Annotated in this window: 13 protein-coding genes; 3 read left to right on the forward strand and 10 right to left on the reverse strand. The window is 59.1% G+C overall.

Annotated features, from left to right (window positions below):
* Positions 1–6: 6 nt before the first annotated feature.
* From FJU08_RS14955 to FJU08_RS22785, 3 genes are all read right to left on the reverse strand, one after another.
* Entirely contained in the window at positions 7–1,203 is a 1,197-nt protein-coding gene (locus FJU08_RS14955; protein WP_141149822.1) for an ABC transporter permease, read from the reverse strand.
* The gene (locus tag FJU08_RS14960) at positions 1,187–1,870 is read right to left on the reverse strand and encodes an ABC transporter ATP-binding protein (protein WP_141149823.1); all 684 of its coding nucleotides are present in this window, start codon (positions 1,868–1,870) and stop codon (positions 1,187–1,189) included. The genes FJU08_RS14955 and FJU08_RS14960 overlap by 17 nt, the downstream gene beginning before the upstream one ends.
* 62 nt (positions 1,871–1,932) lie before the next feature.
* Entirely contained in the window at positions 1,933–2,106 is a 174-nt protein-coding gene (locus FJU08_RS22785; RefSeq protein WP_181409860.1) for a hypothetical protein, read from the reverse strand.
* Between the two features lie 13 nt (positions 2,107–2,119).
* On the opposite strand from FJU08_RS22785, the gene FJU08_RS14965 reads away from it, so the two are divergent.
* Positions 2,120–2,464, forward strand: a complete 345-nt coding sequence (locus FJU08_RS14965; RefSeq protein WP_141149824.1) for a hypothetical protein — start codon at positions 2,120–2,122, stop codon at positions 2,462–2,464.
* Positions 2,465–2,534: 70 nt separating this feature from the next.
* Here the strand turns inward: FJU08_RS14965 and FJU08_RS14970 are convergent, their stop codons facing one another.
* The 7 genes from FJU08_RS14970 to FJU08_RS15000 all read right to left on the reverse strand — a co-directional run bounded on the left by FJU08_RS14970 (position 2,535) and on the right by FJU08_RS15000 (position 10,941).
* Positions 2,535–3,743, reverse strand: a complete 1,209-nt coding sequence (locus FJU08_RS14970; protein WP_141149825.1) for an MFS transporter — start codon at positions 3,741–3,743, stop codon at positions 2,535–2,537.
* A 117-nt stretch (positions 3,744–3,860) separates the two neighbouring features.
* Complete coding sequence (locus FJU08_RS14975) at positions 3,861–4,667, reverse strand: nucleotidyltransferase domain-containing protein (RefSeq protein ID WP_141149826.1); 807 nt, start codon at positions 4,665–4,667, stop codon at positions 3,861–3,863.
* Between the two features lie 61 nt (positions 4,668–4,728).
* Positions 4,729–6,666, reverse strand: coding sequence for a beta-galactosidase (locus tag FJU08_RS14980; protein WP_141149827.1), 1,938 nt, complete (start codon positions 6,664–6,666; stop codon positions 4,729–4,731).
* A gap of 37 nt (positions 6,667–6,703) precedes the next feature.
* Positions 6,704–7,810 (reverse strand): ABC transporter ATP-binding protein, encoded by a 1,107-nt coding sequence (locus tag FJU08_RS14985; protein ID WP_141149828.1) that lies wholly within the window; start codon positions 7,808–7,810, stop codon positions 6,704–6,706.
* An 18-nt stretch (positions 7,811–7,828) separates the two neighbouring features.
* On the reverse strand, positions 7,829–8,683 hold the full coding sequence (locus tag FJU08_RS14990; protein WP_141149829.1) for a carbohydrate ABC transporter permease: 855 nt from the start codon (positions 8,681–8,683) through the stop codon (positions 7,829–7,831).
* A gap of 1 nt (position 8,684) precedes the next feature.
* On the reverse strand, positions 8,685–9,605 hold the full coding sequence (locus tag FJU08_RS14995; protein ID WP_328592419.1) for a carbohydrate ABC transporter permease: 921 nt from the start codon (positions 9,603–9,605) through the stop codon (positions 8,685–8,687).
* A 100-nt stretch (positions 9,606–9,705) separates the two neighbouring features.
* Complete coding sequence (locus FJU08_RS15000) at positions 9,706–10,941, reverse strand: ABC transporter substrate-binding protein (RefSeq protein WP_181409861.1); 1,236 nt, start codon at positions 10,939–10,941, stop codon at positions 9,706–9,708.
* Between the two features lie 114 nt (positions 10,942–11,055).
* On the opposite strand from FJU08_RS15000, the gene FJU08_RS15005 reads away from it, so the two are divergent.
* Together FJU08_RS15005 and FJU08_RS15010 are read left to right on the forward strand one after the other, a co-directional pair.
* The gene (locus FJU08_RS15005; protein ID WP_141149831.1) at positions 11,056–11,931 is read left to right on the forward strand and encodes a helix-turn-helix domain-containing protein; all 876 of its coding nucleotides are present in this window, start codon (positions 11,056–11,058) and stop codon (positions 11,929–11,931) included.
* Between the two features lie 259 nt (positions 11,932–12,190).
* The gene (locus tag FJU08_RS15010; RefSeq protein WP_141149832.1) at positions 12,191–13,255 is read left to right on the forward strand and encodes a dipeptidase; all 1,065 of its coding nucleotides are present in this window, start codon (positions 12,191–12,193) and stop codon (positions 13,253–13,255) included.
* Positions 13,256–13,291 lie beyond the last annotated feature (36 nt).

Below are 13,291 nucleotides of genomic sequence, written 5' to 3' on the forward strand. Positions count from 1 at the left end.
GCCTCCTCAGCTTTCACGCAATACGGTTGCCGGGTCCGTGCGCGCCGCATTCAGCGCCGGGACGATGCCTGCAGCAAGCGAGACCAGCAAAAAGCCCAATACGGCCTTGGCAATGACGATGACATTCTGCACCGGTTCGCCGTCACCGGCGACCAGAAAGAACCGGCTGAGCGGCTGTTCCAGCACATGCGCCAGCATGACCCCGCCGGCAATGCCGACGACAAGCGCAAGCGAGGCGATCAGCAGGGTTTCCTCGACGATTTCAATGACGATGCGCAGACGCGTGGCGCCGAGTGTACGCCGGATTGCGATCTCGCGCCGTCGCTCGGTCACGGAAAAGGACATCAATGAAGCAATCGATACGGCACCAATCATCAGGATGATGGCGCTCAGGCCAACAGAAATGGAGGACGCCACGAATTTCAGCTCGCGCGCCTGATCAACAATCGGTTTCGCCGACCATATCGTCAAGCGCGAAACATCGAAGACCAGCGACAGCAACGCTTTCAGCCTCGTCTCTTCATGGCTTGCTGCCGGACCCGATATGAGGAAGCTGAAGCCGTTGGTATAGGCCTGTTCATAGGAGGTTTCCTGAAACGGAACCACCACCGAATCGGCGATGTCGGCAAAGGGTGGCCGGACCGGCGCGTCAAACTCGCCGACGATCCGGCAATAGCGGCCGTCAATCCAGAGGCCGGTCATGGTCTGGTCAAGGCCAATCCGCTGCGCCAGCCGCACGCCGACAAGGCAATGATCCTGCAATATCCGCCAGCCCCCGGTCTGCGCCACGCCCTTCAGCGTCAGTCCCGCCCGTGCGGCAAAGCCCTGACCAACGGCATAGACCTTGGCAAGCTGAGCTGCCCCGCCATCCCCAATGGAAACTGCAAAGGCGCGAAAGGGAATGACAGTGAAACCCGGCCGCAACAGCGGCTGGACGAGCGCCGGGCCGAGGGCAGCCAGAGCCGGAGCATCAAAGCGGCCGCCTGTCAGAGCAACAACATCGTCGGCGGCACCATTGATGACAAAGGTTTCGGCATCATTGAGTTCAAGCAGCAGATCGAAATGCCGCAATGCGTTACCGGACAGCGTGTAATTGGCAATTGTACCGCTCAGCGCCATAGACAGCGTGACAACGGCAAAGGCCAGCCGCGGCAGGCCAAAGGCGCGCAGGCGCCCGATAATCGCATCAAAGCGAGACAGCATGGCACTGCCCCCGCGCAAGCTTCACGACACTATCGAAGTGCCGGGCATGATCGAGATTATGGGTGACCATGACAAGGCCGCAGCCCTCTCCGACGTTTTCCATCAGGAGATCAAGGATCTGGCGCCCCGTCACTTCATCAAGATTGCCGGTCGGCTCGTCCGACAGGATAAGGCGTGGCTTCGTCACCAGCGCCCTGGCGATGGCAACACGCTGTTTTTCACCGCCTGAAAGCCGGCTGGCCTGCAGCCGAAGGCGATCCGCCAGACCGACCTGTTCAAGCGCATCACCAGCTCTGAGAAGCGCGTCTTTCCGGCTGACCCCGATATAGCGTAACGGCAATGCGACATTCTCGGCAGCGCTGATATGGTCGATGAGGTTGAAACCCTGAAACACAAAGCCGATGGTTTCGCGGCGCAACCGCGTGCGCGCCCGGTCATCAATGGCATTCACGTCCTGTCCGCGCAGCAGGACCTGGCCCGCATCAGGCGTGGACAATGTGCCGAGGATTTCAAGCAGGGACGACTTGCCCGATCCAGACGCACCAATGACACAAAGGCGCTCGCCCGGTCTCAATGACAGGTTCACGCCCTTCAGAATTTCTATGGTCTGTGAAGACGATCGGACCGTTTTGGCAACAGCCCGCACGTCCAGCAGCATTTGAGACATATGCACCCCGCCCGGAATGCATGCGGGGCCCTGGATCAGACCCGCATGCACCGTCTAACCGGTCAATAGTCGGCAGCGCAGCCGTATTCGGCATACATCTCGTTGGCGAGATCCGCCGTCTGCGAGAAATAACTCCAATAGGCCGATGCCGAGGAGGAGCCCTCCGAAACGGCTGCCTTGTATTTTTTGTAATAGTCACGTGCTGCATCGCATTCGGCAGCAACCTGGATATTCACATTCGAATTCGAGGTGGCGCAGGAGCTGGGGCATTTCAGCGTCGAAGACTTCACGGTTCCCGATGAGGAGCTCGAAGAGGACGAACTGGAAGAGGAAGACCCGGAAGAAGAACCTGACGAACTGGCTACATCGGAGCCGCTGCCGGAACAGCCAGCCAGAAAAAGAAGCGCCACAAGCGGCGACAGATACTTGGATTTCGACATCAATATCCCCTCGAAAATCAATCTGAACAGAATGCGCTCAGTCAAACCCCTTCAGGCTGGCATTCCGGAATTGATTTTAGAGAAATTTCAGACGTTCCAAGCCCCCCATTTGGGGGGGCACCATCCAAAAAAAGCGCGGAAAATGCCTTTCTAAAAGGCCTTGGCGCCTCACAAAATATGCCAGCCGCGTCCAAGCCGGAACAATTCAGACCCCAGTGACCGCGTCAACCGACCCTGCTTTGGTCGGTTTTTGCAATACGCCCGAGCATCATGGCAATCATGGAGCCGCCTGCAAGAATAACGGAGGCAGACAGGAAAACCATCGGTGGCGGCCCATGATCGGCAACAAATCCGCCAAACGCCATGCCTGCGGCGCTCCCCGCTGTCAGCACGGCGGCGAGCCAGGACTGCCCCTCGGCCGTGCGGCCGCGCGGCAGCGCGTGGTCAATCATCTGCTGCATCAGGATGAGGCTCGGCGAAACGAACAGGCCGGCCACGTAGAGCAGTGGCAGCAGGATGAGAACAGGCAGACCGGCAAAAAGTGCTGTTGCTGCACCGGCGAGACCGAGGCCGAAGCCACCCAGAAAAAGTGGCAGCAGAATGCGCGGCGCCGTTTTCCATTCGCGCGCCCCGAAGGCAAGCCCGCCCGAAATCGACCCCGAAGCGGCGACGGCGAAAAGCAGACCAAGAAGATAGCCCTGAGAGGATCGCGCCTGCGCAGTCGCCGTCATCGCGACATCCATCTGCCCGAAGCCAAGCGAAAGAGCCATCGCGATCAGAAGCACCGGAAGAATGATGATGACCGTCCTTCCGCCTTTAGTCAGCTGATCATTCTCATGTTCGCCGCCAATCTTTCCAGCCGGTGTCGTTGCATAGAAAAGCCCACCGGCAAGCAGGAAAACGGCAGATGCGACCACCGGCAGCGCCGGTCCGCCGCTATAAAGCAGGCCAACCAGCATCGGTCCGATGACAAACAGCGCCTCCACAGCGACAGCATCCAGCGCATAGGCTGAAGCGAGCAGTCCCGGCCGATCCGCCGTCAGATGCCGCCAGGCCAGCCGCATGGCAGGTGTGACCGGCGGAAAGAACAGGCCGACCATGAGTGCTGATCCAGCGATCGGCAGGAGGCCGAAACCAAGCCTCGCCGCTGCCAGTGCGATCAGCAGAAAGAAGGCAGAGACCGTACCCGTCAACATCATGATACGGCCGTGCGACCGGGCATCAAGCGCGCGGCCCCAGCCGGGGGCGGCAATTGCCGTTCCAACGGCAAAAGCGCCAGAAACCAGCCCGCCAGATGCATAGGAGCCGGTGGCGGCCTCGACCAGGATGAGAAGGCCCAGCGGTGTCATCGCCATCGGCAGCCGGGCGATGAAGGCTGCCAGACAGCACGAACGGATCGAGGCTAAGCTCAAAAGCGTGAGATAAGTCCTCACCCGGCAGCGCTCCGCCGATCACACATCAGATTGAAAAACATTGCGATTCCCCCCCCTCGTCCTGGGCGTGAGATTATCCGGCTTTCATGAACGCAACAAGAACGAAAAGAGGCATGGTCAGCCACAGGCCTCCGGTCTCTGAATGCCGAGTTCGCGCGCCAGATGCGCCCAGGTCGCGGCTTCCAGCGCCTCAGGCCAGGCAACGCCGGATCGCGCGGCAAGCGCCCGCGCGCGCGGAAGAAAGGCACAGGCAAAAGCCAGATGCGCGTCAATGACGGCATCATGTTCCGGAGCAGGGATGGCAAGGGATGAAAGCAGGGCCTGCTGCTCCGCTGTTATCAGCCGGTTCAGATGCAAGGCTCCGCCACGATGGGGGGCCGCCGTTTCAGCGATCAGTAACCCAACCAGCAGATTGCGCAGATGAAAGACGCCGGCCGGAGCGTTGCAATAGTCCTTGCGACCGAGAACGACAGGCATCAGACCAAGAATACGGATGAATTCCTCGATCTGCCACAAAAGGCGGGCCGGATCGGGCGATGGCGGCGAACTCTTCTCGGGCAATCGCGCAAACAACCCGTCATGGTCGAACAGAACTTTCAGCCCGTCCTGCGTCCGGCCGGAAAGGCCATCTGCCTGCACTGTCTGGACATCGATACGCAGCCATTCGACGCTCACTGCATTGATCAGCAGGTTTCTGCCGGGTCTTTCCCGCCAAAGCACGAGATCGCCAACGGTGCGGAGCGCCTCGCGCCAGAGCGGCGCGAAGGCTGAATTGTCCTCATCATCAAACACGGCAAGAAAATCGATATCGCTCAGGCGATCCTCAAGCCCGGCGCCATAGCTGCCAGCAAGAAACAGTGCGCGAACGGACCCCGTTTCGCAAAGCTTCGACGCAATGGCCTTGATCCGTTCAGCATGCTCCATGCCATTTTCCCCTTCTCAGAAGGGTGAGATTAGGCCGTTTTACGTCATTGGCAACCGACGGTTACACCGCCTCGAAAATTGCCAGATCGCAGGCCGCGACGGTTTTGCCGCCGAGCAGGAAACGTTTGGCCGGTGTCTCGATCTCATAGGCGCCGGGGCCGTAATTGAAGACGATGGTCACCGGCCCGCGCGTCATCATGCGCACATGCTCGGGAAGTTCGCGACGCGGAATGTCATGCTCATCGAGAAGGCGGGCGAAGATCGCATGGAGGAGTTCAGGTTCAGCCCAGGCACCGAGATAATGCGCCCTGTCATTGCCGACCATCACCGGCAACCCGTCCTCTGTCGCAAGCAGAACCGCCATATCGGTTTCGATCCGTTCCAGCCAGCGCGTCACGTTGCCCGAAAGACCTTCACCTGCGACCGGAATTTTCAGTCCCGGCCGAAGCGAGGACACTTCCGCGACCTTCAACGGCAGAACATCCTGCAACGGCCCCGGCGGCAGGGTTGCGGGGATTTCGAAATTGGCCAGTTTTGAACCGGAGCGCGGCCCGAAAACCAGATGGGCGTCCGTTTGACGGAACGCGTCCATCGCCGCTTCAGACACGACCGGCATCGACGGAATGAAGACAAGATCATAGCCTTTAAGCGAGCGGCCGGGGGTTAGAACATCGACATTGATGCCGTGACGGCGCAGCGCCTCATACCAGCGATGCAGCAGGAGCTTGTAATTGAAGTCGTCGCCCTGCAGCTCGATCGTGGTGATCCAGGCTGCCTCATAGTCGAGCAGGATCGCGACCCGCGCCCGCTTAATCGGCGGCAGATCGCCGACGGCTTCGATTTCGCGCCCCAACTGCGTGACCTCGTGACCGCCGGGGGACAATTGCCTGTCCGGGCGCTGCAGGCCGGCATGCATCTGTTCCTGGGCGAAGGGAACCTGCCGCCAGCGGAAATAACTCACCACTTCCGCACCATGCGCCAGCGCCTCCCAGCCCCAGAGCCGCACCATGCCGGCTTTCGGCGCCGGGTTCCAGTGGGCCCAGTTCACCGGGCCTGGCTGCTGCTCCATGATCCAGAAACGATCATTCCTCAGACGGCGATAGAGTTCATGATGGAAGGCGGAGAAATCGGGATGCGAAGTATTGTACCAGCGTGCCCGCTCGTCGTCGGCCATCGGAAAATGCTCGACCTTGCCAAGCGGGTAGGAATCCCAGGAACAGAAATCGAGACTTTCCGATAGCCGTGCATGATCGAACTGATGGAAAAAGCCCATGAAATTATGGGTGATGAAACGGCCCGGCGAATATTTGCGCAAGATCCCCGCCTGAAGCGCGCAATAGTCGGCAAGACTGTCGGAGGAGTAGCGCCAGAAATCGAGCAATGCTGCCGGATTGGCGTCGGAAACCTGCCCCGCCGGTGGGATGACCTCGTCGATCGTGCGAAATTCCATCGACCAGAAGGCATTGCCCCAGGCGCGGTTCAGCGCCTCGACGGACTGGTAGCGTTTTGTAAGCCAGCCGCGAAAGCCGGCTGCATCTTCCGGCCCGTAGAGCAAAACCGTATCGTCGCCACCGAACTCATTATCGATCTGCCAGCCGACAACCGCGTCGTGGTGGCCATAGCGTTTCGCCATTGCCGTGACGATCCGGTCGGTTTCGGCGCGGAAAGTTGATGATGCAGCGGTATAGTGGCGGCGCGAGCCGAAACCGCGCGCTCTGCCATCGGCAAAGACCGGCAGCACATCGGGATGGGCGTCGACCAGCCATTTTGGCGCAGCGGCCGTCGGCGTGCCGAGTACGATCTTCAGCCCCTCAGCCGCCAGCACGTCGATGGCGCGATCGAGCCAGGCCCAGTCATAGCGGCCGGGTTCCGGTTCCATTCGGCTCCAGGCAAATTCGGCGATGCGGACATAGCGAATGCCCATTTCACGCATCTTGCGGGCATCATCGGCCCACCAATCTTCGTCCCAGTGTTCGGGATAGTAGCAAACGCCGAGCATCAGGCTTTATCCTTGTCTGTTCTTTTCGACTGACGGCTCATTCGGCCGCGGCGATGGTGCTGAACACCAGGGTTTCGCCGGAGGCGCTGAAAAGCTGGCAGGCCTGCGGCGTCAGCCCGAGCCTGATCTGATCGCCCGAGCGCACCCGGCTGACGCCATCGACCTTGACCGTCATCACCGTACCGGCATCGACGCGCACCGTCAGCAGGGTTTCGGATCCCAGATGCTCGACCAGTTCCACCGTGCCGGAAAGCCGGGCCGTCGCCCCTTCATCAAGGACAAAATGTTCCGGCCGGATCGCCAGCGTTACTGCATCACCGGTTTTTATCTCCGTATCGCCGACGGGAAAGGCCATGACGGCGTCGCCAGGCAGAAGCAGGCTGGCAATGCCATCGGCCAGCGCATGCACCGTGGTTTCGATACAGTTGATCTTGGGCGAGCCGAGAAATTCGGCAACAAAACGATTGGCGGGCCTGAGATAGAGATCAAGCGGCGCGCCAACCTGCTCGATCCGGCCGCCCGACAGAACCACAATCTTGTCGGCCATGGTCATGGCTTCAACCTGATCATGGGTCACATAGATCATGGTCGCGCCGAGATCGCGATGCAGCTTCAGGATTTCCACCCGCATTTCGTGGCGCAGTGCGGCATCGAGGTTTGACAGCGGTTCATCGAAGAGAAACACGCTTGGATCGCGCACGATGGCGCGGCCGATGGCGACGCGCTGGCGCTGACCGCCGGAAAGCTGGGCGGGCTTGCGTTCCTGAAGCGGTTCGAGGTGGAGCATGGCCGCAGCGCGCGCCAGCCGCTCGGCGATCAGCGCCTTGTCGACCTTGTTCATGCGCATGCCGAAGGTGATATTCTCCGCCACCGTCATATGCGGATAAAGCGCATAGGACTGGAACACCATGGCAATGCCGCGATTGGCTGAATCGACATGGGTGATGTCGGTCCCATCAATCAGCAGGCTGCCGCCGGAAACCTGTTCCAGCCCGGCAATCAGCCGCAGCAGCGTGGATTTGCCACAGCCCGACGGGCCGACGAAAACAACGAATTCGCCCTTCTCGATCGACAGTGAAAGATCGTCAATCACGCGGGTCGGGCCGAAATCCTTGGCAATATGGTCGAGGGTTACATAGGACATGTTTGAATTTCCGTTGGTTCAGCCCTTGGTGGCACCGAATGTGAGACCGGCGATGAATTGCCGTTGCATCAGGAAGAAGACGGCAACCGGCGGCACGGCGGCAAGCAGCGATCCCGCCGAAATCAGGTGCCAGGTGTTGGTCCAGGTCTCCTTCAGCGCCTGAATACCGGCGGTAACGGGGCGGGCGCTGTCGGATTGCACGAGCACCAGCGACCAGAAATAATCGTTCCAGACAAAGGTGAAGATCAGCACGAAAAGCGCCGCCATGGCGGGCCGCACCAGCGGCAGGATCACATGGAGAAAGATCTTGATCTCGCTGACACCTTCCACCCGTGCAGCCTCAATCAGTTCATTGGGCAGCTCGGCGATGAAATTGCGCATGAACAGCGTGCAGAACCCGGTCTGGAAGGCAATGTGGAAGATCACCAGTGCCCAGATCGTGTCATAGACCGGGATCACGTGAAGCGCGATATCGCGCACCGGGATCATCAGCATCTGGAACGGTACGAAATTGCCGGCAATGAACAGGGCCAGAAGCAGGGTCGCGCCGCGAAACCGGTATCGGCTGAGGGCAAAACCGGCCATGGCCGACAATGCGATGGAACCGACACAGGCCAAAAGCGTGATCACCGTCGAATTGAACAGGAAACGCAGCATCGGCGAGGAGGTGAAGACCCGGGTGTAATTGGCCACGGCGCTGATCTCGGTCGGCCAGCCCCAGTAATTGCCGGCATTCAGATCCTGAACCGAACGGATCGAGGTGACGGCAATGCCGACGATCGGCAACAGCCAGACAATCATCGCAACCCAGACGGTGGCGTAATAGAAGCGGCGGCGCGCTGGCGTGGCATTTTCAATCGGTGCAGGAAACATGTCAGCGGCCTCTCGCACGCGGCAGCGACCGGATCAGATAGATCACGATGCAGATATCCATCAGGAAGAACAGGCAGGAGGCAATCGCCGCACCATAGCCGATGCGGAAAGCGCCGAAGGTCTGTTCATACATATAATAGGCAAGCACGGTCGAGGACTGATAGGGTCCGCCATCGGTCATCACCGAAACCAGATCGAAAGATCTGAGGGCGCCGACCACCGAAACAATCAACGCGATCGAGGTTGCGGGTTTGAGCTGCGGCAAAACGATATGCCAGAGCAGTTTGAACCCCTTCACGCCCTCCATGCGGGCCGCCTCCAGAAGCTCGGGATTGATGGCGGTCAGCCCGGTCAGATAGAGGATCATGCAATAGGCAACTTGCGGCCACAGGCCCGCGGCGATGATGACGAAAGTAGCGGTGCTTTCATTTTCCAGCAGAGCGACCGGCGGCAGGCCGAGGCCTTCGAGAATATGATTCAGCAGGCCGAAATCGGCATTGAAGAACCAGCTGAACATCAACCCCACCACGACCTGGGAGATGACGAAGGGCATGAAATAGAGCGACTTGACGAAGCGCATGCCGAAACCGCTCTGATTGAGAAACAGCGCCAGCGCCAGACCGAGAGCGGGTGAAACCAGAAAGGCCACCAGCCAGTAGATATTGTTCCTCAGCGCCGTCCAGAACACCGGATCGTCGCGGAACAGCTCGACATAATTGCCAAGTCCGATAAAGCGCGGCGTTGACAGGCCATCCCAGTCATAAAGGCTGAGACGCAGGCTCTCGATCACCGGAATGATCACGAAAACAAGGAACATGATCACTGCGGGGGCAAGAAACAGCGCCGGTGCCAGCCGGCGCTGATGGCGTCGCCAGAAACCCGGCGATGCGGGCATTGAGCTGTTCATAGTCTGCTCGGACAAGAGGCGAACTCCCTGGCGGGCCTGTCAGCCGGCCTATTTCCGTTGTGAAACGCCCCGCCGCCAGAAACAGGCGGCAGGGCATATTTGTCCGACAGCCGGATCAGTTCGGATAAGCGCGCTTTTCGGCCCGTTCAATATTGGCGAGGATCCGGTCAAGCCGTTCCGGGTGAACCAGAAACTCCTGGAAGCCATCCATGGCGACGGTGGCAACCTGGCTGTCCGTATCCCGATCGATAAACTGCGCATAATATTCCGCACCAGCCGCAAGCTTGGCACTTTCTTCCAGCAGGCGGACATTCGGCGGCGTTGCATCCGGGTTGGCCGGCAGGTTCGGATAGATTTCCGTCATCAGCGACTGGGTATCGGGCTGCATCAGGAAGGCCAGGAACATCTTGGCTTCCGGAATGTTCTTCGCCTTGGCCGGGATGTGATAGGTCTCGATCGGCGCATCCTCGGCGCGCGGAATATCGGGATTGATCACGGGGAAATTCATGACCCCGGTCACCGGCTCTGCTTCCGGCGTCAGGCTGGCGATCAGATAGTTGCCCATCAGCATCATTGCCGCCTCGCCCTGGTTCATCTTGGCAAGGCCTTCGCGCCAGGCAAGGCTGGTGTGGTTTTCGGCAAAGCAGTCGGCATCAACTAGCTTTTTCCATTCGCCAAACACCGCCTTGACCCTGTCATCGGTCCAGTCGACCTTGCCGTTCATCAGATCCATATGGAACTGATAGCCGTTGAGCCTGAGATCGATATAGTCGAACCACCCGGCAAGCGGCCAGGCACCCTTGGAACCGAGCGCAATCGGAATGATGTCACTGGCGCGGAAGGTCTTGCAGGCGGCGACAAGATCGTCAAAGGTTTCGATCGGGGCGGCAACACCGGCCTTTTCGAAAAGATCGGTGCGATAATAGACCGCCCATGTCGAATAGGATGTCGGCACGCCATATTGCTTGCCGTCGACGCTGACGGCGTCAACCATGCCAGGTCCGAACTCGGCCTTCATGTCGTCGGTCCAGATATCGGAGATATCGGCGAGCAGCCCCGGCTCGACCAGCTGGACCATCTTGTTACCGGCATACCATTTGACGATATCCGGCGGGCTGGTGGTCAGCCAGTTGCGGATAGCCGTCTTGTTGCTTTCCTCGTCGTAGAAGTTGACCTCGACATCAATGTCCGGGTGGATCTTTTCGAATGCAGCAACAGCGGCGTTGACCGATTCACGGTCAGGATCGCTGGCGACGGAGGCGTTGAAGACCACCGTGCCCGCCTGGGCCTGGGCGGCGGCAAAAAGGCCGGCGCCGATGAGAGCAGTCGCAATATGCTTGGAAATCGTCATGATACGGCCTCTGGAGTGCTTGTTATTGAATTTTACCACTTGATTGTATGCAGATTGCGCACAAGAATTCGTCTTGTTTAAATCCGTTTTTTTCCCGGAAAGTAAGATTCCCACATGACGAAAACCCGCAAGGCACCTTTTGGCATCGCCGAAAACCGGTTCTCCGCCGACAAGCGCGACCGCGTATTGCCGATGCGCGGTCCGCATGTTCATAACCAGATCGAGCTGAACCTGATCCTGTCCGGCGCAGTGCGCTATATCTTCAACGGCAAGATTGTTGAGCTTTCGGCCGGTGACTTCGTATTCTTCTGGGGTGCCATTCCGCATCAGGTCGTCGACAGCGTTGATGATGCGTACTTCTCCTGCATCTATGTGCCGATTGAAACCTTCATGTTTTCCCCCCTCAGCCGGGCGCTGAAGCTTGCCGTCCTCAATGGCGGCTTTATCCGCATTGATGAGAAACTGCCACTCGATGCCGATCTCATGGCGATGATCCAGAAGGATCTGCGCGCCAGTGAAGACGTGCTGTCGAGCCTGAATTACGGCCATCTCGAACTGCGTCTGCGCCGGGCTGACCTAACCGGCTGGAGCAATCTTCTGGCGACGGCGCCGAAGGTTGCCAATGCGCTCAAAGGCAATCACCGCAAGGTGGTGGAGATGACGCGCTATATCAGCGATCATGCCGATACCGATATCCGCATTGATGACGTGGCGCGGGCCGCTGATCTTCATCCCAAATATGCCATGGGGCTCTTCCGCCGCTCGACCGGCATGACGATCGCACAATATCTGTTGCGCTGCCGGCTGGTGACGGCGCAGCGCATGCTTTTGGGCTCGGAGAAAAGTGCTGCTGCCGTTGCCTATGAGGCGGGTTTCGGTTCGATCAGCCGATTCTATCAAGTGTTTCGCGAACAGACCGGCATGTCACCGAAACGCTTCCGCAATATCTACCGGCTCGATACCCCCGATCCGGGCCCCCCGCGTCATTAGAGCGCGATCCGCCCTTTATCGCAGCCATTTAGCCGCATTTCCCCGACCATAAATATTGCAGATCATATGTAAGCTATTGACAGATAGTAGGCGGCGATATTCATTTGCAAAAGATTGTTCAACCGGTCAAAATTGACATTTGACGATTGGATTTCCACCGGCAGCGAGAGTGTTAGTTTAATTTTTTGAATTCAGTCATGCACACGGAAAAAATACCTAACCCATGCCGGACGCCTTATCCATTTTTGAAAGCACAGAAATGACCACAGACAGTGCGCCGAAGATCTTCGACGGTCACAATGATTTCATGCTGCGTATCTTGAGCGGCTCGGCTTCGATCGAGGGAGCACTCCAGGGACTGGATAGCGGCCAGATCGACCTTCCGCGTGCGCTTGAAGGCGGCTTTGGCGGCGGTTTCTTTGCCATGTGGGTACCGAGCCGTCATGAGAGCGGCCGTTCGAGCGACGAGGAAATGCGGCGCGATCACTATGATGTGCCGCTGCCGCCAATGGTCGACCAGCGCGAGGCGCTCAAGGTGGTGGACGCTGAAGTCGCGATCTTCCGCGATCTGGAAAGCGCGGGCTTTCTGACCGGCTGCACCAGCGTCGCCCAACTTGAAGCAGCCCTCAAGACCGACAAGCTGGCGGCAATCCTCCACCTCGAAGGTGCCGAAGCCATTGATCCTGAGTTCGAAATACTGGAGACGCTTTACGCCCAGGGGCTGCGTTCACTCGGCCCCGTCTGGAGCCGGCCGACGATCTTTGCCCATGGCGTGCCGTTCCGTTTCCCTTCCACCGGCGATATCGGCCCAGGCCTTACCGATCTTGGCAGGGAACTGGTGCGCGCCTGCAACCGGCTGAAGATCATGCTGGATGTGTCGCATCTGAATGAGAAGGGCTTCAATGATCTCGCCGCCATCACCGATGCGCCGATCGTCGCCACCCATTCCAACGCCTATGCGGTCTCGCCGCATGCCCGCAATCTGACCGATCGCCAGCTTGATATCATTGCCGAAAGCGATGGCATGGTCGGGCTGAACTTCGCCACCGCCTTCCTGCGTCCGGATGGCCGCATGGATGCAGACATGTCACTCGACATCATGCTGCGCCACCTCGATCACCTGATTTCGCGTCTTGGCGAAGACAGGGTCGGTTTCGGGTCCGACTTCGACGGCGCGACAATACCGGAAGGCATCCGCGATGTTGCGGGCCTGCCGGCTTTGAGACAGCTCATGCACCGTCATGATTTCGGCGAGGCGCTGATTGCGAAACTTTGCCACGGCAACTGGTTCCGCGTTTTGAGAAAAATCTGGGGCGAGGCCTGAAGGCCGCGCCCCGATTGCGGTGAAAATCCGCAGAAA

Origin of the sequence: Martelella alba (assembly GCF_006516955.1) — a bacterium.
Lineage (GTDB): Bacteria > Pseudomonadota > Alphaproteobacteria > Rhizobiales > Rhizobiaceae > Martelella > Martelella alba.